Raw genomic sequence first — 18,845 nt, forward strand, 5'->3', positions numbered from 1 at the left:
GGTTCGCAACCGCTCACGGTGTTCGTCGTGGAGTATGTGCCGAAGATGTTCTTCTCTCCCCTGGGAGAAAGTCCTAAAACGTTAGTTGACACGGCGAGCTTTCCGGGCGTAGAACTACTAACACATTAGGAGATGCGCTCGTGACGGCAACAAAAAAACAGAAGGATGCGGTGCTGACTCCCCTGGAGCTGCGGGTGATGCAGGTGCTGTGGGAGCACGGAGCCGGGACAGTCGCCGAGGTACAGGCAGAGCTGGGCGGCGAGTTGGCCTATACCACCGTGCAGACCATGCTGAACGTGCTGGTGCGCAAGGGAAAGGCGCGCCGGCAGCAGGAAGGCCGGGCTTTTCGTTATGACGCAGCCGTCTCGCGCGAACGCGCTACGGGGAGCGCCGTCGGCGACCTGGTGAGGCGCATGTTTGGAGGCTCTCCTGAAGCCTTATTGATGGCAATGGTGGATTCACGTCAGATCTCTGCTGCAGAACTCGCAGAGCTGGCAGCGAAGCTGACGGCGGCCGAGGAGGCCGCTGCGAAGAAAGACAAGGAGCGTGCGTGATGGAGCGTTGGCTGACCGAGTATCTCGTGAACGCTGTCTGGCAGATTCCGCTCATCTCGGCGGGAGCCGCCCTGCTGCTGCGATTGTCGGACCCGGATGCGCACATCCGGCACAGGGTCTGGCTGGCCACGCTGCTGGGCGCAGTGCTGGTTCCGATGCCACACATGCATATGGAGCATCATCGTGTTGAGGCTCATGGGCAGGCTGCCGCTGTAATCGCAAGTAAGCCTGGTCCCACCACTCCCGTTCAGACGACTACCGGCGATACGCCTGCGGGCACTGACTGGGTAACCGCACTGGGCATGGCCGAAGCTTCACTGCCGCCGAGAGTGGACAATCCCGATCGCGCGACCGATATCGGCTTGCTGCCCCGGATCGAGCGCTGGTACCGGCTGTACCGCCATGCCGTCAGCGTCGTAAGCGAGCCGCGGCTGAGCGCGCGGGCGATGCGCGATATCAGTCTGCTGTTCCTTACCATCGCCGCATTGGGGCTACTGCGGCTGGTGCGCGGCATCTGGCTGGCAAATCGTCTGGTGCAGCGGGCTGAACGATTCCGTCCGGATAGCATTCTGGCCTGCGAATTGGAGCGCGCTGCGAACCGGATGCGCGTCGCGATTCCAGAGATCAGAATCAGCCCGCAGACGCGGACGCCCGCGGTGGTCGGCGTGCGGCAACCAACATTGCTGCTTCCATATGACTGGAAGCAGTACAGCGAAGCGGAGTTACGCGCAGTGCTGCTGCATGAGCTGGCGCATCTGCGGAGACGCGACTACGGCATAAACCTGCTGTGCCATCTGGCAGAACTGCCCGTCGTGTGGCATCCGGCGGTGCATCTTGTGCAGAGGCAGATTCACCGGACGCGTGAGCTGGCGTGCGATCGCATGGCAGCCGAATGCGAGGGCGTGTTGACCTATACGCGCAGCCTGGTGCGGCTGGCCGAAGTGGTTGGCGGCGCACCGGCATGGGGAGTGGGCGCCATGGGCATGGGCAGCCCAAGCGTGATGCGGGAACGGGTAACGGAACTGCTGGAGGAGAAGAGAAAGATGACAACTAAGATGCGGGTGTATCGGGTAGGTGCAGGCGTGATGGTGCTGGCTGCTGCATTCGGCATAGCGCTGTCTGTCCACGTAAAGCCGGCCCTGGCTAAGGAGGCTTCATCGCTTCCGCAGGCGATGCCACCACAATCGCAGGCCGCGGACACGATTGCACCGGCCGCGGAACCGGTGGTGGAGCAAAAACCGGGAGCAACAGACTCGACGCAAAACCCGTCCCCAGCTCCCATACCCGCGGCAGCGCCGTCGCCGAGTGCGCCTGCCGTATCGCCGGCCCCAGCGCCTGCGCCAGTTGCTCAGCCTGCACCGGCGCCTGCTGTTGACCCGGAAGCGACACTGGCGATTCCGGCAGATGAACCTGCTCCCCAGCTCTTCACGCTGGAGTCCGCGGGCGGGCCGAATGCAATCGCCATTGAGACACATGAGATCGGCGGCCGGTACGAACATCGCTGGAAGGCAGCGAACGGACACGAAATCGTTATCCGCAGTGATGAGAAGGCCGAGCCCAATCCTCAGGAAAAGCAAAAAATTGAGGCGCAGATCGCCGACGCGCAACAGAAGATGAAGGCGGCGCAACTGCAGATGAACGATGCGCTGAAGCATATGCAGGACGGCAACTGGCAGCAGCAGATGCGCGACGCCAGCCGCAAGATGGCAGAGGCCCAGACAGAGATGCAGAAGGCGCAGTTCTCAGGCGCTTTGACACTCCAGCCCCTGAACATCCCCACGCTGGAGACTCAGAAGCAGATCGATGACGCGCTTGCCGTAGCGGCGAATGTCCGCATCGAAAGCCTCGTAAACAGCAAAGAACTTCAGAAACACATGGAAGAAATACAAAAGCAGATGGCTCGGGACTGGGGCCAGGATGCCAAAGACTTCTCGATGAAGTGGCAATTTGAGATGGCCCCCGAAGCGAAGCGGAAGGCACTCGAGAGCGCAATCGCTAATCTGAAGGCGGAGCAGGACCGGCTGCAGAAAGAGCTGGATGCGGTTGGAAAAGCATCACCCGGCGAAAAGAAGTAGGACCGTCCCGGCCTGTCTCATTCGGGCCGGGATGTTTCCATCTCCGGCGCACCCTGCTTCCCTGTCCGTTGCTGTGCATCCATCCACCCCTGCAGGATGATCACGGCAGCAACCTGGTCGATGATGTCTTTACGATCCCGGCGGTCGTGGCCGGCCTCGTCGAGAATCTCATGCGCAGCAACAGACGTGAGTCGCTCGTCCCAGAGATAAACCGGCACGCCCGATCGTTCGCCAAGTGTTCCGGCCAGTGCCTGCACCTTCGCTGCCCAGGGGCTGACCTCACCAGACATGTGTAGAGGATTGCCGACGACGATCTGTGTCACTTCGTGCTTACGGACAAGGCGCAATAGGCTGCGCATGTCTTCGCCAGGAGTTTTACGCCATATGGTGAGGAGTGGCTGCGCGGTATAGCCAAGGGGATCGGTGAGCGCTACTCCAATGCGCACCTTCCCAACATCCAGCGCCATAATCCGTCCGTGCTGCATAAGGCTAGTGTAACGACGGGCCGCCTCGTGGAGAAATGAACCGTCATTCTTATATGTTTAGTGGACGAAACAGGCTGTCTGCTAGTGTGCGACGAGCGTTTCGCCTTCTTCGACTTCGACCAGCTCGCCGATGCGTCCGCGCCCGGCAAGCAGCAGGACCATTGCAGAGACTGCCGAGGCTGCGACAAAGGGTACTACCGAATGCACGCCGAGTACGCCGATGCCGATGGTGGTGGCCGATCCGATAGCCATCTGTGCAAAGCCCAGCAGCGCAGATGCGCGTCCGGCGTCCCTGGTGAACGGAGCCATGGCGATTGCTGCGGCATTCGGGTAGGTAAGTCCTACGCAGGAGAGGCACACCAGGAAGAGAAACAGCGTGGATCGCAGGTCGACGAGATGCATCGTGGAGCCGAGCAGAAAGATGGTCCCAGCGAAAACCTGTGTAGTGAGCGCTGACAGAAAGATCTGCTGGCTGGTGAAGCGACGCAACAGAAAAACATTCACCTGGCTGCATCCGATAAAGCCCATCACCAGCACCGCGAAGACGATACCGAAGCCCCTGGCGCTGATGTGGAAACCATCCATGAAGATGAGCGGCGAGCCGGCGACGAAGGCCAGGAGCGCGGCAAACGATAGCGAACCTGAAATGGCGTACACACTGAACTGCGCACTGCGCAGAATAGACCAGTATCCGGCGAGCATCGGTCCGGGCTTGAGTGAAACAGAATAGTCGGGCGTATGACCTTCGGGCAGCAGGAGCCAGGTCGCTAGGAGGATGATGGTCCCCATCGCGGTAAGCAGCGCAAAGATCCAGCGCCAGCCGATGCCTCCGACGAGAAACCCGCCAATCGTCGGTGCAAGCAACGGCGATGAGCCGATCATGAGAAAGAGCAGCGACAGGATCTTCGCGCTGTCCTTTACCGGAAAGAAGTCGCGCACCATGGCGACAGCCGCCACCTGCGCCACGCACACCCCAAGCGCTTCAAAGAATCGCAGGACGATCAGGCTGCGAAGATCGTGCACGAGTGCGCAGCCAATCGAGCCTGCGACGAATGCAATCATTCCCACATAAAGAGGCCGCTTGCGGCCGAAGCGGTCGAGCAATGGACCATAAATGAGCTGACCGATGGCGAATCCAATGAAGTAGCTCGAGAGAGAAAGCGATACCTCGGCTGATGTGGTGTGGAACTCGGCAGCAATGCGCGAGAAGGCGGCAAGGTACATATCCACTGCGAAGGGCGAGATGATGCAGAGCGCACCCAGCAGCGGCAGAATCAGCCGGCGGTTATGTCGGGAAACTGGCATGAAGTTTTTCTTAATGATAAAGGAGCGGTTTTAAAGGATTGCGACGGGACAATCTTGTCAGCTCACGCGTTCCCACACAAGCTGGGCCACCACCGTGTGTCTGCCGGAGCGTATCGGGCCGGTGCGAAGCGTCAAATTATTTTCTTCGAAGCTGTAGAAGCGAACCTCCGGGCGGCCGACCCAGTTGGGATACAGGCTGACCTCCACGTGATGAATGACCTTCTCGTCCTCAACACTGAAGCTGCCCGAATAAGCGATGTAATCGCGCCGGCGATTGCGTTCGCGCAACCGTTCTTCGCCTGGGTTCATCGACAGCTTCGCGGCAAGTCTTGCGCGACGCGCTGTCCAGTGAATGGCCGGACTCAGGTTCGCGCTCATATAGCCCTGGGCGGTGTACACGATGTATCCGCGGACGTCATCGCCCCATGGCTTTTCGACGCGTCCGTCGTCATGAAGGAAGGAATAGTCGAGCAGGCGCCAGGTTCCGATGAAATCGGCTGCAGTGCGTTTGACCATGTGACGCCTCAGGCCTCCGGCAGAACAAGGGCGTCGAGTTCAAGGAACTGCCTGAGAATCTCGTCGTCCGAGGCCTTCATCTCATCCATCGTGCCGAAAAAATGCGCCTTACCCTGGTGCAGGAAGAGCACCCGGTCGGCAAGACGCTCAGCAAAGCGCATGTCGTGTGTAACCACGATGCTGGTGAGGCGAAGCTGATGCTTGAGCTTCTGAATCAGGTCGCCGAGCAGGCGCGCAATCAGGGGATCGACCATGGTCGTCGGTTCGTCGTAGAGAATGGCCTCGGGTTGCGCAGCCAGCGCGCGCGCGATGGCAACCGAACGCTTCATGCCTGTCGAAAGGTCGGACGGCACCAATGAAGCCATGCCGGAAACACCCACCATGTCGAGCAGGCCATTCACGATCTGCTGGATCTGATCCTCTGCCAGCTCACGGCGCTCGCGCAGCGGAAAGGCGACGTTTTCGCCAACGCTCAACGAGTCGAAGAGTGCCCCGTTCTGAAAGACCATGGTGACCTTGCGGCGTACCGCCTGCATCTGCTGCTCGTTAAAACCGACAATGTCCTGCCCTGCAACTACGACCTCACCACTATCAGGCTTCAGGAAACCCATGATGTTCTGAAGGGAGACCGATTTGCCCACGCCGCTTCGGCCAAGGATGCACAGCGTCTCCCCGGCATTCACGAAAAAGCTCACGTCATCGAGCACGGTCAGATCGCCAAATGATTTCGATACATTGCGAAATGCAATGTATGGCTCGACGGAGCCATTCGTGTTTGGCACCACGACCTCATGAATCTCTGTAGTCGGCTGCTTCTCTGCCGTCGGCTCCATGCTCACAAGCTTAGCGGATTCAGACACTTTCCTCCAAAGCAGCCCATTCCAGGTCTTCCGGACGATTGAAGTTGCGGAACCAGTGGCGCGGCCCCGGCCTCAATGGCCATTGCTGATATGGCTGCAACGCGGCGTATACACCTTCGATGCTGAGTCGGTCGATTTTCATTCCTGATTCTGTTGCTGCCTTTTCGATGCAGCGCGTGACCTTACCGTCTCCGGCTGAGAGGGCCTGCTGGATATGGGGCAGCATCGCCCGATGGTAAACGGCACAGAGAGGCTGAGGACGGCCCTCAAGGTACGGAAGGGTCACCAGCGCCTCGGTGCGCTCCGCGCGGTCGATCATCCAATCTAGAAAGCCGACTGGCACGAGCGGAAGATCGACAGCGATGATCATCGAGAGTTTTTCGTTGCTCGCTCTAAGCGCTGATTCCATACCGCCGAGCGGTCCACGCGCTGAAAATTGATCGGGGACAATCGCAGCGAAATTTTCGAGATCGGGCCGACGCCCTGCGATGGAAACAGAAGCGAGGTTCAGGCAGGAGAGCTTTGATACCATTCGCTCGATGAGCGGCACACCGTTCCATGCCACCAGAGCCTTGTCGCGCCCCATGCGGGTGCTGAGCCCGCCGGCAAGTATGAAAGCGTCCACGTAAGGAAGTGTAATTCGCTCAATGACAAAACAGCGGTAGCCGCATGCGCCGCAGCCACCGCGTCAAGGCGATTCAGGAGGCATCTGAGTACGTTGACGAATGACACAGGTCAAGAAGTTTCACATCCGGGCCGGAAATAATGCCGTTGAGCATCGTTGAAAATGAAGAACCAAAATTTGACGCAGATTAACCCACAATCGATCTAGCGGTTTACTTTCATGCGATTAGCAAATCTATATCAAGAAACACATGCACTGTTTTGTTCACTATTGTTCAAGCCGCTTTATGCGATTGCAGGGTCATGAAAAACGCGCCGTCCAAAATCTCCACCCCCTCCGCGAGACTGCGGCTTTTAGTGAGTGAAGCTAGCTCATTTCCATCCGTGTCGAGATATCTTCGGCTCTCCCTTCAGCTTCTGTATGCTGCCGCGACAGGCGCAGTCAGCGGAATGGCATGCGTGGCATTACGAAAGCTGTTGGTTGGACTGCAGTGGCTCTTCACCGGACATGCTGGTCTTCTCTCCGATGCAGCGGCTTCCCTGCCTTACTGGCGTCGCGCAGCCACGCCCTTGATCGGCGCAGCCATCGCCATTTTCATCATGTGGTATGGCATACACAAACGCCGCGCCCGCGCCTTTGAGGAATACATCGGAGCGGTCAGGCACCACGATGGGGAAATTCCGTTCGAGCCTACCTTCTGGAGAACCATCGCCTCCGCTTTCTCCGTCGCTACCGGGGCTGCCATTGGCCGCGAGGGCTCAATGATTCAGTTCGCCGCCGCCGTCGTCTCATGGTGTGGAGAGCGCGTGCCGGGCGTGAAACTCACGCGGCAGATAGCCTGCGGAGTCGCTGCGGCCGTCGCCGTGGTCTATCAGGCGCCAATCGCAGGAGTCTTTTTCGCCTCGGAGATCGTTTGCGGTGGCCTCCTATGGAAAGAATTTCCATTTTTTGCGGTTGCGTCTTATACCGGTCTCTTTATCAGCCAGTTTTTTCTGGAGCCGGGACCGATCTTTCCGGCGATCGGCCCGATCAGCCTCGATGCAAAGCAGGTTGCTCTGTGTGTTTTGCTGGCTGTCATCGCAGGGCTGCTCGGCCCGGTCTATTACTGGATCATCCACTCCACGAGCGCTGCGGGTAAGCTGCCGTTGGCCCTGGCGTGGGGCGGCGCGGCTGTCGGCGTGCTCTCGCTGCTGCGCACCGAGGTCTGGGGTAACGGAGACGCGGCTCTGCTCGAGATGATGCGTCTGCCGCTTGCGATGCACGTGGTTGTGCTGATTCTCGTTCTGCGGCTTTTCGCGACCACTTTCTGCGTCGGCACCGGAACCATCGGCGGCGTCTTCACGCCAACGGTATTCGCCGGCAGCGCTGTAGGGCTGATTTTCGGCCATATGCTACATCTTCCGACGCCGCTGCTCTTTGCCGTAGTCGGCATCTGCGGATTACTTGCTGCCGCAACCCACTCTCCGCTTATGTCGGCATTTATGGCCGTCGAGCTGACCGGCGAGTGGAATCTGCTGTTGCTGACGCTCGCCTGCAGCGCAATCGCTTGGGGCATCGCGCGCAGCCTGAGCTCGCGCTCACTGTATATGCTGGCGACTCCGAAACCCGCGACCGGAGGCAAACACGTCGAATCGGAGGTAAGGCTCTGATCGCAGCCACGAATTGATATATTGCAGACACGATGGAGAATTTCCGGCTGAAGGTCTTCCGAGTGGTCGCCGCGCATCTGAGCTTCAGCCGCGCCGCCGAAGAGCTCCTGTTGACCCAGCCAGCTGTTACCCAGCAGATCAAGGCGCTCGAAGACGAATATGGAGTTCCACTCTTCGATCGCAGCGGCAACCGGATCACGCTGACGCCGGGTGGCCAGGTGCTGCTGCCTTACGCGATGCAACTGAAGGCGCTCTCCGACGATGCCTATGCAGCGGTCGTGGGAGCGACCGGCGAACGCGGCGGCAAACTGGCGCTGGGAGCTTCTCAGACAATCGGCCAGTACCTGCTGCCCAACCTTGTCGCAGGTTTTCTCAAGGAGAATCCGCGCGTGTCAGTGTCCGCGATGAGCGGCAATACCAATGAAGTGCTCGATGAGCTGACGTCCCGACGGATAGAGCTGGCTATGGTCGAGGGCCCGGCTACGCGGCGCGATCTGCACGTCGAGCCATTCATGGAAGATCATATGGTCCTGGTGGTGCCTGCTGGGCACGAATGGGCAGATGCGCAGATTGACGTGGAAGCGTTGAGAGGCGCTCCTCTATTGATGCGCGAGGTCGGTTCCGGTTCGCGGCGGATCGTGGAGGGCGCACTCGCAAAGGCTGGCCTGAAGCCCAAGGAACTGAATATCGCCATGGATCTCGACTCGACCGAAGGCCTGCTTAGCGCGGTGGAGGCAGGGCTCGGTGTGACTTTCGTCTCCCCCTGGGCCGTGCGCAATCAGCTTCGGCTTGGCACGCTTCGACTCGCGCACCTGCGCGGTGTCAAACTGGTAAGAATGTTCTCGCTTGTGTATCCGGCGGGCCCAATGCCCGGAGGCAATGCGGGAGCCTTTCGCAGTTTCCTGCTGGCAGGCCTGGACCGTCTGACCGTGAGAACGACCGGCAAAGTTCGAAAGGAAGATCGGCGAAAATAGAAATATGAGTCAATCAGAGCAAGACCGGCAGAAGATTGAGGCGGCGCGCGCCGCCCTGCGCATGGTGAATAACGGGGACGTTGTAGGATTGGGCACCGGCTCGACGGCGACGCACTTCGTGAAGCTGCTCGGCGAACGCGTAAAGGAAGGGCTGCAGGTTCGCGGCATTCCCACGTCCGTCGATACGAAAACGCTCGCCACAAACCTCGGCATTCCGCTCACCACCTTCGAAGAAGTACAGATGATCGATGTGACCGTTGACGGCGCAGACGAGTTCGACCCTCGCCTGAACCTCATCAAGGGTGGAGGGGGCGCGCTGCTGCGTGAAAAGATCGTGGCCTCAGCCTCAAGACAGATGGTGGTTGTAGCCGACGGCAGCAAGCGCGTGGAGAAGCTGGGCCGTTTTCACGTGCCCATCGAGGTCATTGTCTTTGCCCAGGAGCTGATTCTCGCAAAGCTTGCGGCCATTGGCGCCAAAGCTCAGTTGCGCGTGGTGGATGGATCGCCTTTCCGCACTGACGAAGGCAATCACATTCTCGATTGCGATTTCGGATTGATTGACGATCCTGCAGCGCTGGCACGTACTTTGAGCGACATGCCCGGTATCGTGGAGCACGGCCTCTTCATCCGCATGGCCAGCATCGTGCTCGTTGCCGATGCAAACGGGGTCATCGAAGTCAGGCCGGAGTCGCCGACGAAAGAGTAGCTGCCGACTGTTTCACGCGCGCGCCGCACCACCCCGCAGAGCAGTGAACCACTGTTCGCTGCTGAGGCGTTTGCCGGCGCGCATCGCGGGCTCTTCCACAAGCACACAGAAAACGTGCGCGATGCCAAGCGAGATAACGCCAAGCAGCAGACCGATCCACGGTGTGGCGATGCGTCCGTACAGCATGATCATGAGCGCATAGAGCACGGTCGCATGAACCAGGTAGAGACTGTACGAGATGCGCCCGAAATATTCCGGTACGGAGTGGCGCAGCACGCGACGGAACGGCTCCGCGTGCAACGAGAGCACGATGACGGCTGCTGCTCCGCAGGCCGTTATCATGTCCGAGAACTCGACGGCGTGAGGCCACCGCGCCGGCAGTTGCAGAAAATAGGTCACGCAGGCCGTAATCGCCAATCCAACTCTCATTGGCTTTGAAGCACGGGCATACCATTCGCTGATCTGTCTGGCTCCGCGGCATAAGAGTGCGCCAACCAGGAAAAATGTCATGTACTCGATCAGCTTGACGCGAATGCCTATGCAGGCAAGCGGCAACAGCAGAAGAGTCGCAAGACGCAGCGGAAGTCTGCCCAGTGCAGCACACAAGAATGGGAAAACGATCGACATTTCCATCTCGAAATGCAGCGACCAGAACGCTGTATTGAGCCCAGGGTTCTGGCTCATGAGCATCTGCCCCACGAACAGCTTCCACGTAAGCGGTGTCTGCCAGGTGCGATAAAACCACATCGAGAGTGGCGTTTTAAAGAATACAAAATGCGTCGCGAGCGCCCAGGCAAACAGCAGCGCGCCTACGTACGGGACATATATGCGGAAGATGCGGCGCACGAGATAGCGCCCGTAGGGCAGCTGAGTTCCCTTCCAATAGGGCATGCTGAGCACATATCCGCTGAGCACAAAGAAGAGCATCACAGCCTGGTGGCCGGCCAGCAGCGAGTATGCGAAGAAGTAGCGATCCGGTCCATTGGGCAACGCCAGCAGCAGGTGATGCCACACGACGCAGCAGGCTGCGATGCCACGCAGAGCGTCCAGCTCGAAGAGACGGTTGCGCGAGCGCGTCTGCAGGACAGACTCTTCGCGATTCTGCACCGTTTCGATTTGTGGCGAAACGCGGAGCGTAGCCATTGCCTACCCTCACAATGAGGCAGACGGCCAGGCATTTGCCTTGATCGAGATTATTTCCGGTTCATCGAGCGAACGCTCACACCATCGATGAAGGATCGACGAGCCGGTCGAATGTTGCCCCATCGATCGCTCCGCTCTTTAGAGCGGCTTCCTTTAGAGTGGTGCCTTCCTGGTGCGCCATGTGCGCGATTTCAGAGGCCTTGTCGTAGCCGATCGCCGGACTGAGCGCAGTGACCAGCATCAGCGATTGCTGCAGGTCCTTGTCGATCTTTGCGCGGTTAATCTCAGTCCCTTCAATCACGTGCTTGCGAAACTTTTCGCAGCCATCGGCAAGTATTGTTGCTGAATGTAGAAAGTTGTTGATAATGATCGGCCGCATCGCATTCAGCTCGAAGTTGCCCTGCGAACCAGCGAAGGCGACGGCTGCATCATCACCGATGACCTGGATGGAGATCATTACCAGCGCTTCGCAATGCGTGGGGTTTACCTTACCCGGCATAATCGACGATCCGGGTTCTGTAGCTGGCAGAACCAGCTCTCCGAGCCCACAACGCGGGCCTGATGCAAGCCAGCGGATGTCATTCGCGATCTTCATCGCGGCAACCGCCAGCCCTCGCAATGCAGCGTGCGCAGCTACCATGGCGTCAAGCGAGGCCTGGGCCTCAAACTTGTTCGGTGCTGTCTTAAATGGATCGCCCGTAAGCGATGCGATCTCGGCAGCAATACCAGCGGCGAATCCGTCCGGGGCATTCAGCCCAGTGCCTACGGCTGTTCCGCCCGCTGCCAGCAGGTAAAGGCCACCGAGTGAAGATTCAATCAGCGCCATGGCGTTACGCAGCTGGGCGGCATAGCCCGACCACTCCTGCCCAACGGTGATCGGAACCGCATCCTGCAGATGGGTTCGGCCAATCTTGACGACATCCTTCCACTCATTGGACTTTCTCTCGATGGCCCTGGCCAGCATATCCACTTGCGGCAGCAAGGAACGGCGGATTGCGTCTACCGCGGCGATATGCATCGCCGTAGGAAAGGTGTCGTTCGACGACTGCGACATATTGACGTGATCGTTGGGGTGCACCGGCTTCTTGCTGCCGATCTTGCCGCCGGCGAGTTGAATCGCGCGATTCGAGATGACCTCGTTCACGTTCATGTTCGACTGCGTGCCGGAACCGGTCTGCCAAACGTACAACGGGAACTCTGCATCGAGCTTGCCGGAAATCACCTCATCGCTGGCCCTGATGATCAGGTCGGCGATGCCGTGGTCGAGCTCGCCCAACTGTGCGTTGACGATGGCGGCAGCTTTCTTCACGAATCCATATGCGTGGTAAACCGCCTTAGGCATCCGGTCTTCCCCGATGGAGAAATGATCGAGCGAACGCGCCGTCTGCGCTCCCCATAACCGTTCCGATGGCACTGCTACCATTCCCATCGAATCGCTTTCGACGCGGAAGCGGCCACTTGCGATCACATCTCCCGGATATGTCAGTTCGAGTTCCTGGCCTGGGTTCATCGTTCCTCCCAAAGAAGAAGCCCGGCCATCTCAGCCGGGCTCTTCGGTCATTCGTGCTTAGTAACGGCCGTGTTGCATCAGGTGCTGCACGCCAACATCGTAGCCGCGACGGAAACCATCACGGTAGGCGCGCCGGTCGCGGTGCGGAACGGACGGATGCCGGTATTCATCCCGGTTTTCCACGTTCGGGGGGCGATGATTCTCGGCGTCCTTACGAGCCCCTTCAATGCCATCATGGAAACCCTGCTGCTGTGCGCCCTGCAGTTCCGGAGGGGGAGCCGCCCACGGCTCCTGCGCATAGAGGGAATGGGTCGATGGCACAGCAACCAGCATAGCCCCGGCAAGGGCCGCAATCGAAAGGCCTGAGAACAGCTTTTTCATCTTCTTTACTCCCATCATTCGTGGATTGTTGAAACCAGCTTTCCTCAACACCCTTACGATGAAGAGCGAGGCCGCTGAGTTGTCCTCGATAGCGGCGCCAGGATACGCACTGCAGGCACAAACGAGTATTCCAAGCCCTTTATTGACTTCACTTCCATCGGGGTGATAGCAAAGCAGAAGACGACGTGGTTGTGCAGGCCGATTCTGTGGAACGGACCGAACTGCCACGACGCACGCAATCGCCGCCATCAATCCAACAACCACTGCCGCACCCAATCTGAAAGGATCCAGCTTATGTCGACCACATGGAAAATCGACCCCGCCCACTCGAGCGCCGAATTCAAGGTGAAGCACATGATGATCTCCAACGTGAAGGGCACCTTTAGCGGCCTGAGCGGCACGCTGGTCGAAGATCCGGCGAACCCGGCAAGCGACACGGTTGAAGCTGTCATTGACATCGCCACCATCAGCACCGGCGATGCGCAGCGTGATGGCCACCTGAAGAGTGCCGACTTCTTCGATGCTGAGACGTATCCGCAGATCACCTTCAAGAGCACCTCGGTTGTGAAGAAGGACGAAGGCGCATACGAGGTTACCGGCGATCTGACGATTCATGGCATGACCAAGCCCGTCACTCTCGAAGTGGAGGGACCGAGCGCGCCTGGCAAGGATCCCTGGGGCAATACACGCATCGGCCTATCGGCAACGACGAAGGTCAACCGTAAGGATTTCGGCCTCACCTGGAACTCCGCGCTTGAAACCGGCGGTGTGCTTGTGGGTGAAGAAGTAAAGATCACCCTGGAAGTTCAGTTCATCAAGAGCTAGCCGCGTTCCCCGCATAAGGATCGCCGCGGGTGATCTAGAATGGATCGCGCTCCAGACCTTTGCTGTGTGAAGGATCCTCGATGCTTGAACCGCTAGAGATCGCCTGCGGCGATCAGCCTTTAAATTTGCTGCCCGGCATGGCCAATCGGCATGGCCTTGTTGCCGGCGCCACCGGCACCGGCAAGACCGTCACGCTCCAGGTGATGGCCGAGGCTTTCAGCCGTATCGGCGTGCCTGTCTTCGCAGCCGACGTGAAAGGAGACCTATCTGGCATCGCCAAGGCAGGTACTCCTAATACAAAGATCACGCAACGCATCGAGCAGTTGAAGCTCGAAGGCTTCGACTTTGCCGGCACCCCTGTTACCTTCTGGGATGTATTCGGCGAAGCCGGACACCCCATCCGCACCACTGTCTCTGAGATGGGACCGCTCCTGCTGAGCCGCCTCATGGGCTTGAACGATACCCAGGAAGCGGTGCTGGCGCTCGTCTTCAAGCTGGCAGACGAGCAGAGCCTGCTTCTGCTCGACCTGAAGGATCTTCAGGCCATGCTGCAGTTTGTCGGTGAGCATGCGAAGGAGCTTCAGACGCGCTACGGCAACATCTCCTCCGCGTCTGTTGGCGCTATTCAGCGATCTCTCGTCGCGCTCGAGCAGCAGGGGGCGGAGAAATTTCTCGGCGAACCCGCCCTCAATATCGACGACCTGCTCCAGACCGACTCCAACGGCCATGGCGTTGTCAACATTCTTGCGGCAGACAAGCTGATACAGTCTCCAAAACTCTATGCCACATTCCTGCTGTGGCTGCTCAGCGAGATTTTCGAAAAACTGCCAGAGGCCGGCGACCCGGATAAGCCGAAGCTCGTCTTCTTTTTCGACGAGGCACATCTGCTCTTCAGTGATCTGCCCAAGGTTGTTGCCGACAAGGTCCAGCAGATTGTGCGCCTCATACGATCCAAAGGCGTGGGCATCTACTTCGTCACGCAGAACCCTATCGATGTACCGGACGAGATCCTCGGCCAGCTGGGCAACCGGGTTCAGCACGCGCTCCGGGCCTTTACACCACGTGATCAGAAGGCGGTGCGTGCAGCGGCTGAGACCTTCAGAACCAATCCGAAGCTAAAGGTCGAAACAGAGATCACACAACTCGGTGTCGGCGAGGCGCTGGTTTCCTTTCTCGATGAGAAAGGAACGCCGGGAATTGTAGAACGAGCCCTGGTACTGCCTCCTCATAGCCAGATCGGCCCCATCACACCGGAAGAACGAACCGCCCTGATCAAAAGCTCGCTCGTAGCCGGAGTTTATGAGGAGCCGGTCGATCGCGAATCCGCATACGAGATGCTTAAGGCAAAAGCGGCCGTGGTTGAACCCGCTGCCGCACCCGCTCCTACTTCAGGCAGCGCACCGGGTTGGATGGAAGGGCTTGCAGGAACCATCGGAACGATTGCAACCGCAGGCACAGGGCGCTCCGGACGCGGAGACTCGCTGATCGAAACCATGGCAAAGAGCACCGTGCGAACGATTGGCACCAGTGTAGGCCGCGAACTCGTACGCGGCGTATTGGGTTCCCTGCTCGGCGGAGCCGTTACAACCAGGAGACGGCGCTGAACTACGAGTTCAGCGTCTGCTCCTCGACGATCGGATTTCGCAGGTCATCGGCCACGGGAACCACGGCCAGCAGCAGCAGCACACCAGCTACCGGCAGCATGAAGTTGAGACCGAAATAGTTGAAGCCGAATGCGCCGACCACGCCTCCGAGAAAGAAAAGAAACACCAGCGAGCCGAGCAGCTTCAACACGCGACGCTCGCGCTCCACGTTGACGGTTTCATCGCCCGTGCCGGCGAAAATGAGGCGTCCGCAGGCAATGCCGATGTCCGTAACCATTCCGGTAAGGTGAGTGGTGCGGATGGCGCTGCCTGAGAGCTTCGTGATCATGGCGTTCTGCAATCCCATGCCAAAACACATGACCGAAACCAGCAGCAGAATGTGGTGCCCGTTGAAGATCGGAGCCGTCAGGCAGACCGAGGCGAACAGCAGGGCCTCCAGCAGCAGCGGCAATGCGTACTGGCTGCGCAGCCGGTGATGACGCGCCCAGCGAACCAGAAGCGTCGTAATCAACGAACCGCCGAAGAAGGAAGCAACAGCTGCCAGGCCGTTCGCGGCAGCGCTCCACCGTGCAACCGCGACATTACCAGCCATCATCGACACGATTCCCGTCATGTGCGAGGTGTATTGGCGCACCACGAGGAAACCGCCGGCGTTCGCTGCTCCGGCAAGAAAGGCAAGGCACCACCCCAGGTCCCGATTGGACTTCTCAGTACGCTGAGGGCTGGTAAGGCTGCGAAGGTACGGGATAGGCATCGCCCTTATTCTCACTGAATTCCAGATGGGTTCAAGAAGAATATGCGAACGCCCGCAACCTGTTACTGACTGCTCAACTGCAGTAGCATACGCGTAATCGGGTTCGGCAGATCATGCTCCTGGGCCCTCTCATTGAACAGACCCAGGTCTTTCGCGGGGATCGGCGATGATCTCAGGCTCCCTTTTTTCTCCGCCAGCATCCTGCCATAGTTGCGATAGATTGGCGCCGGGAAGAGTGTCTGCGTAAGAAACTCCATAGCAGCGAACGGGTCGGCGCCTTCCTTTTCCACCACGGCAAGCCCTTCCTCCAGCGATCGGCCTGCGGAGATGATGAGGAAGTTCCCAAACTGCTTAATGACTGTTGGAATGCCCATCGCCTCACCGGTATCAAATAGCGTCTGGCCGCCCAGCGCCGTGAGGACTGGTTTGACCCGCTCCTTCGCCGCTTGTGACCCGGCATAGGGAATGGCAAGCTGTCGCGCCGCCGCGGCTTCCGCCCTGCCGAAGACAGGCGCCTCTATGTAGGCAGAACCGTGTTCAGCATGCAGCTTCGTCAACCGCCTGGCTGCCTCTGGAGAACCGGTACACATACAAATGTGAATCCCACCCTCCATTCGCTTGAGAAACTCCGGCGTCACAATGCTTTCCGTCGCGTCCGAATCCCACAGAACAGACACGACGATGCCGCCCTTTTCTACTGTTCCGGCGGGACTTTCGGCGATCTGTGCGCCGTTTTGAACGAGAGGCTCTGCCTTCTCCCGGCTGCGGTTGTAGACGACGACCTCGTAGCCGCTCTCAAGCAGGTTGGCAGCCATCGGGGCTCCCAGCCGGCCTAACCCTATCCATCCGATCCGTTCGCGCATCGACTCCTCCTCGTGCTGCAGGTCCTGAACATAATCATAACGTAAACGTCATGTTGGAGACAAAAAATCAGGACGGATTCGTGTCCAGCCATTGCTCAAACCGGGTGATATGCGCTTCTAATTCCGAGCGGAACCGTTTAAGCGAGGTCAACTGGGATTCGGTTTCGGCCAGGTGCTGGCGCAGCATCTCAAGCACACGGATTTTCGCCCGCTTCCCTGTCGAGTCTTCGAAGTAGAGGTGAATGACAGTGCCGATTTCATCGAGGCTCAGGCCCAGGTGTTTCAACTGGTCTATCTTCTCAAGCCGTGCGATGGTCTGTGCCGGGTAATAGTGCTGTCCGGATCCTTCGCGCTCGCCGTGAGGAATCAGGCCGAGGCTTTCATAATAGCGAACCGTACGCGGCGTGACTTTGGCACGCCTGGCCAGCTCACCGATTCTCATTTTTTCGTTCACATTATGGATGATATCCGCATGCGGGCCATCGAGGAATGGATCACTACGAACCAGCCCTTTGCGTATTTCACTGTTAATGAAATAGGATGGTGGCGCCTGAATGGTACCGGTTCCACACGTCTGTAAGGTCCGGAGACGTGCCCAGCCTTACCAACGGAAAGGGAAAGATAATGATGAAGGTTGCAGGGTTGTTTCTGGCTGCGGTTGCGGCTCATTCTGCCTGGGCTGCGCCCGATACATTCACACTCAAAAACGGAGACTCCGTAGTGTTCTACGGAGACAGCATCACTGACCTGCGTGACTACACCACCATCATCGAGACCTTCGTTGCGACTCGTTATCCGCACCTCGATGCCAGCTTCGTCAATTCAGGCTGGGGCGGAGACACCGTAAACGGCGGCGGAGGCGGTCCGATCGATACCCGTATCAAGCGGGATATCTTCCCCTACCGGCCAAACATCGTCACCATCATGCTGGGAATGAACGACGGCGGCTATAAGGCCGAGACAGAGAGCAACGACCAGAAGTATTTCAGCGGCTACAAACATATCGTCTCGTCTATCCACCAGGAGCTCCCGCAGGCGCGAATCTTCGCTATTGAACCATCTCCTTACGACGATGTGACGAGGCCTCCGGCGTTCCCGATCTCGGGAGACATTCAGTACAACGAGGTCATGCGCAGCTTCGGCAAGTGGATTGCCGCCAATGCCAGCGAACTGAACGTAGAACCCATCGACGGCAACACGAATTTTGTGAAAGCACTCAAGAAAGCCAATGAACTCGATCCGCAGACTGCAAAACAGATCCTTTCCGATCACATTCATCCCTCGTTTGGCGGGAGCCTGATTCTCGCGGAAAGCATTCTGAAGGCCTGGCAGGCTCGGCCTGTCGTCTCCGAAGTGGTTCTTGAAGCCTCGAAAGACAAAGCCAAGCTGAAGTCGAGCCAGTTCGCGACCGTTTCCAATCTCTCATCAGGCACAGGCCTTTCCTGGACGCAGCTCGACGAATCACTTCCCTTGCCCTTCCAGCAGTGGATCGATATGTGGGGCGGCGGTGCTTCCGTCTCTCTCGCAATCAAGAGCTCCGATGTCACGACGGCCCTGAATCAGCAGATTCTCAAGGTTCACGGAATGCCGGGTGGCACCTATTCACTCAGGATCGACGGCACGTCTGTGGGTGCCTTCAACAACGACCAGCTTGCCGAGGGCATCAACCTCGCTGTGTTGAAAACGCCGGCTACCGAACAAGCGATGAAGGTCTTTCAGCTGGCGAAGTCACACGAAGAGATCCATAACGACCGGTGGCGGCATATCGATGTCCCGCTTGCCGACTACAACTTCGCGCAGGCAGCACCGGCAAGCACCGCTCTCGATCAGCTCGACGATGCCATTGCAAAAAAGATGCGCGAGGTCGCGGCGCCGGCCCCTCACAAGTTTGAACTGTTGCCCATCACGGATACCCAGCCCAGCCCCGCACCTGGCAAGTAGTTAACAGAGAGGCATGACCGCGTCCGTTTCGGGCCAGGCTGGCCCGTAGCGGACGCACCTCTTTTTGATCTGGTC

General features: G+C 58.7%; 19 protein-coding genes. 8 read left to right on the forward strand and 11 right to left on the reverse strand.

Annotated elements, in window-relative coordinates:
* The first annotated feature begins 140 nt into the window (after nt 1-140).
* Together LJD29_RS19805 and LJD29_RS19810 are read left to right on the forward strand one after the other, a co-directional pair.
* Nucleotides 141-554, forward strand: coding sequence for a BlaI/MecI/CopY family transcriptional regulator (locus LJD29_RS19805; RefSeq protein ID WP_446743304.1), 414 nt, complete (start codon nt 141-143; stop codon nt 552-554).
* Nucleotides 554-2,629, forward strand: a complete 2,076-nt coding sequence (locus LJD29_RS19810) for a M56 family metallopeptidase (protein ID WP_446743305.1) — start codon at nt 554-556, stop codon at nt 2,627-2,629. Before LJD29_RS19805 ends, LJD29_RS19810 begins: the two co-directional genes overlap by 1 nt.
* Before the next feature lie 17 nt (nt 2,630-2,646).
* Here the strand turns inward: LJD29_RS19810 and ruvX are convergent, their stop codons facing one another.
* The 5 genes from ruvX to LJD29_RS19835 form a co-directional block, all read right to left on the reverse strand.
* Entirely contained in the window at nt 2,647-3,096 is a 450-nt protein-coding gene (ruvX, locus tag LJD29_RS19815; RefSeq protein ID WP_446743306.1) for a Holliday junction resolvase RuvX, read from the reverse strand.
* 99 nt (nt 3,097-3,195) lie between these two features.
* Nucleotides 3,196-4,419, reverse strand: coding sequence for a multidrug effflux MFS transporter (locus LJD29_RS19820; protein ID WP_446743307.1), 1,224 nt, complete (start codon nt 4,417-4,419; stop codon nt 3,196-3,198).
* A 57-nt stretch (nt 4,420-4,476) separates the two neighbouring features.
* Nucleotides 4,477-4,935, reverse strand: coding sequence for a lipocalin-like domain-containing protein (locus tag LJD29_RS19825; RefSeq protein ID WP_446743308.1), 459 nt, complete (start codon nt 4,933-4,935; stop codon nt 4,477-4,479).
* Nucleotides 4,936-4,943: 8 nt separating this feature from the next.
* Nucleotides 4,944-5,795: an ABC transporter ATP-binding protein gene (locus LJD29_RS19830; RefSeq protein ID WP_446743309.1), complete on the reverse strand. Its 852-nt coding sequence runs from the start codon at nt 5,793-5,795 to the stop codon at nt 4,944-4,946.
* A complete protein-coding gene (locus LJD29_RS19835) occupies nt 5,788-6,420 on the reverse strand; it encodes a molybdenum cofactor guanylyltransferase (protein WP_446743310.1) in 633 nt (210 codons plus the stop codon). The genes LJD29_RS19830 and LJD29_RS19835 overlap by 8 nt, the downstream gene beginning before the upstream one ends.
* A gap of 458 nt (nt 6,421-6,878) precedes the next feature.
* On the opposite strand from LJD29_RS19835, the gene LJD29_RS19840 reads away from it, so the two are divergent.
* Genes LJD29_RS19840 through rpiA form a run of 3 tightly spaced genes read left to right on the forward strand, consistent with a single transcriptional unit; the run spans nt 6,879 to nt 9,749 of the window.
* On the forward strand, nt 6,879-8,069 hold the full coding sequence (locus tag LJD29_RS19840; protein WP_446743311.1) for a chloride channel protein: 1,191 nt from the start codon (nt 6,879-6,881) through the stop codon (nt 8,067-8,069).
* A 32-nt stretch (nt 8,070-8,101) separates the two neighbouring features.
* A complete protein-coding gene (locus tag LJD29_RS19845; protein ID WP_446743312.1) occupies nt 8,102-9,043 on the forward strand; it encodes a LysR substrate-binding domain-containing protein in 942 nt (313 codons plus the stop codon).
* A gap of 4 nt (nt 9,044-9,047) precedes the next feature.
* Nucleotides 9,048-9,749, forward strand: coding sequence for a ribose-5-phosphate isomerase RpiA (rpiA, locus tag LJD29_RS19850; RefSeq protein ID WP_446743313.1), 702 nt, complete (start codon nt 9,048-9,050; stop codon nt 9,747-9,749).
* Nucleotides 9,750-9,761: 12 nt separating this feature from the next.
* Here rpiA and LJD29_RS19855 read toward each other — a convergent pair whose 3' ends face one another.
* The 3 genes from LJD29_RS19855 to LJD29_RS19865 all read right to left on the reverse strand — a co-directional run bounded on the left by LJD29_RS19855 (nt 9,762) and on the right by LJD29_RS19865 (nt 12,783).
* Nucleotides 9,762-10,892 (reverse strand): acyltransferase family protein, encoded by a 1,131-nt coding sequence (locus LJD29_RS19855; protein WP_446743314.1) that lies wholly within the window; start codon nt 10,890-10,892, stop codon nt 9,762-9,764.
* 76 nt (nt 10,893-10,968) lie between these two features.
* Entirely contained in the window at nt 10,969-12,402 is a 1,434-nt protein-coding gene (gene fumC, locus LJD29_RS19860; protein WP_446743315.1) for a class II fumarate hydratase, read from the reverse strand.
* Nucleotides 12,403-12,459: 57 nt separating this feature from the next.
* Nucleotides 12,460-12,783 (reverse strand): class I SAM-dependent methyltransferase, encoded by a 324-nt coding sequence (locus LJD29_RS19865; protein WP_446743316.1) that lies wholly within the window; start codon nt 12,781-12,783, stop codon nt 12,460-12,462.
* Between the two features lie 294 nt (nt 12,784-13,077).
* Here LJD29_RS19865 and LJD29_RS19870 point away from each other — a divergent pair, with 294 nt between their 5' ends.
* Together LJD29_RS19870 and LJD29_RS19875 are read left to right on the forward strand one after the other, a co-directional pair.
* Complete coding sequence (locus LJD29_RS19870; RefSeq protein WP_446743317.1) at nt 13,078-13,608, forward strand: YceI family protein; 531 nt, start codon at nt 13,078-13,080, stop codon at nt 13,606-13,608.
* Between the two features lie 80 nt (nt 13,609-13,688).
* Nucleotides 13,689-15,212 carry a helicase HerA-like C-terminal domain-containing protein gene (locus LJD29_RS19875; protein WP_446743318.1) on the forward strand — a complete coding sequence of 508 codons (1,524 nt, stop codon included), beginning with the start codon at nt 13,689-13,691 and terminating at the stop codon, nt 15,210-15,212.
* A 1-nt stretch (nt 15,213) separates the two neighbouring features.
* On the opposite strand, the gene LJD29_RS19880 is transcribed toward LJD29_RS19875, so the two are convergent.
* From LJD29_RS19880 to LJD29_RS19890, 3 genes are all read right to left on the reverse strand, one after another.
* Complete coding sequence (locus LJD29_RS19880) at nt 15,214-15,966, reverse strand: YoaK family protein (protein ID WP_446743319.1); 753 nt, start codon at nt 15,964-15,966, stop codon at nt 15,214-15,216.
* Between the two features lie 62 nt (nt 15,967-16,028).
* Nucleotides 16,029-16,829 (reverse strand): NAD(P)-dependent oxidoreductase, encoded by an 801-nt coding sequence (locus tag LJD29_RS19885; RefSeq protein WP_446743320.1) that lies wholly within the window; start codon nt 16,827-16,829, stop codon nt 16,029-16,031.
* A gap of 67 nt (nt 16,830-16,896) precedes the next feature.
* A complete protein-coding gene (locus LJD29_RS19890; protein WP_446743321.1) occupies nt 16,897-17,271 on the reverse strand; it encodes a MerR family transcriptional regulator in 375 nt (124 codons plus the stop codon).
* 182 nt (nt 17,272-17,453) lie between these two features.
* On the opposite strand from LJD29_RS19890, the gene LJD29_RS19895 reads away from it, so the two are divergent.
* Nucleotides 17,454-18,770: an SGNH/GDSL hydrolase family protein gene (locus tag LJD29_RS19895; protein ID WP_446743322.1), complete on the forward strand. Its 1,317-nt coding sequence runs from the start codon at nt 17,454-17,456 to the stop codon at nt 18,768-18,770.
* The last annotated feature ends 75 nt before the right edge of the window (nt 18,771-18,845 follow it).

This window comes from Silvibacterium acidisoli (assembly GCA_022870745.1).
GTDB lineage: Bacteria > Acidobacteriota > Terriglobia > Terriglobales > Acidobacteriaceae > Silvibacterium.

What these genes read in the sequence shown, in the direction of transcription:
- LJD29_RS19825 (WP_446743308.1), bottom strand. Translation starts at nt 4,935, where the DNA reads ATGGTCAAACGCACTGCAGCCGATTTCATCGGAACCTGGCGCCTGCTC.
- LJD29_RS19810 (WP_446743305.1), top strand. Translation starts at nt 554, where the DNA reads ATGGAGCGTTGGCTGACCGAGTATCTCGTGAACGCTGTCTGGCAGATT.
- LJD29_RS19865 (WP_446743316.1), bottom strand. Translation starts at nt 12,783, where the DNA reads ATGAAAAAGCTGTTCTCAGGCCTTTCGATTGCGGCCCTTGCCGGGGCT.
- LJD29_RS19895 (WP_446743322.1), top strand. Translation starts at nt 17,454, where the DNA reads ATGATGAAGGTTGCAGGGTTGTTTCTGGCTGCGGTTGCGGCTCATTCT.
- ruvX (WP_446743306.1), bottom strand. Translation starts at nt 3,096, where the DNA reads ATGGCGCTGGATGTTGGGAAGGTGCGCATTGGAGTAGCGCTCACCGAT.
- LJD29_RS19855 (WP_446743314.1), bottom strand. Translation starts at nt 10,892, where the DNA reads ATGGCTACGCTCCGCGTTTCGCCACAAATCGAAACGGTGCAGAATCGC.
- LJD29_RS19845 (WP_446743312.1), top strand. Translation starts at nt 8,102, where the DNA reads ATGGAGAATTTCCGGCTGAAGGTCTTCCGAGTGGTCGCCGCGCATCTG.
- LJD29_RS19885 (WP_446743320.1), bottom strand. Translation starts at nt 16,829, where the DNA reads ATGCGCGAACGGATCGGATGGATAGGGTTAGGCCGGCTGGGAGCCCCG.
- rpiA (WP_446743313.1), top strand. Translation starts at nt 9,048, where the DNA reads ATGAGTCAATCAGAGCAAGACCGGCAGAAGATTGAGGCGGCGCGCGCC.
- LJD29_RS19870 (WP_446743317.1), top strand. Translation starts at nt 13,078, where the DNA reads ATGTCGACCACATGGAAAATCGACCCCGCCCACTCGAGCGCCGAATTC.
- LJD29_RS19820 (WP_446743307.1), bottom strand. Translation starts at nt 4,419, where the DNA reads ATGCCAGTTTCCCGACATAACCGCCGGCTGATTCTGCCGCTGCTGGGT.
- LJD29_RS19875 (WP_446743318.1), top strand. Translation starts at nt 13,689, where the DNA reads ATGCTTGAACCGCTAGAGATCGCCTGCGGCGATCAGCCTTTAAATTTG.
- LJD29_RS19890 (WP_446743321.1), bottom strand. Translation starts at nt 17,271, where the DNA reads ATGAGAATCGGTGAGCTGGCCAGGCGTGCCAAAGTCACGCCGCGTACG.
- LJD29_RS19880 (WP_446743319.1), bottom strand. Translation starts at nt 15,966, where the DNA reads ATGCCTATCCCGTACCTTCGCAGCCTTACCAGCCCTCAGCGTACTGAG.
- fumC (WP_446743315.1), bottom strand. Translation starts at nt 12,402, where the DNA reads ATGAACCCAGGCCAGGAACTCGAACTGACATATCCGGGAGATGTGATC.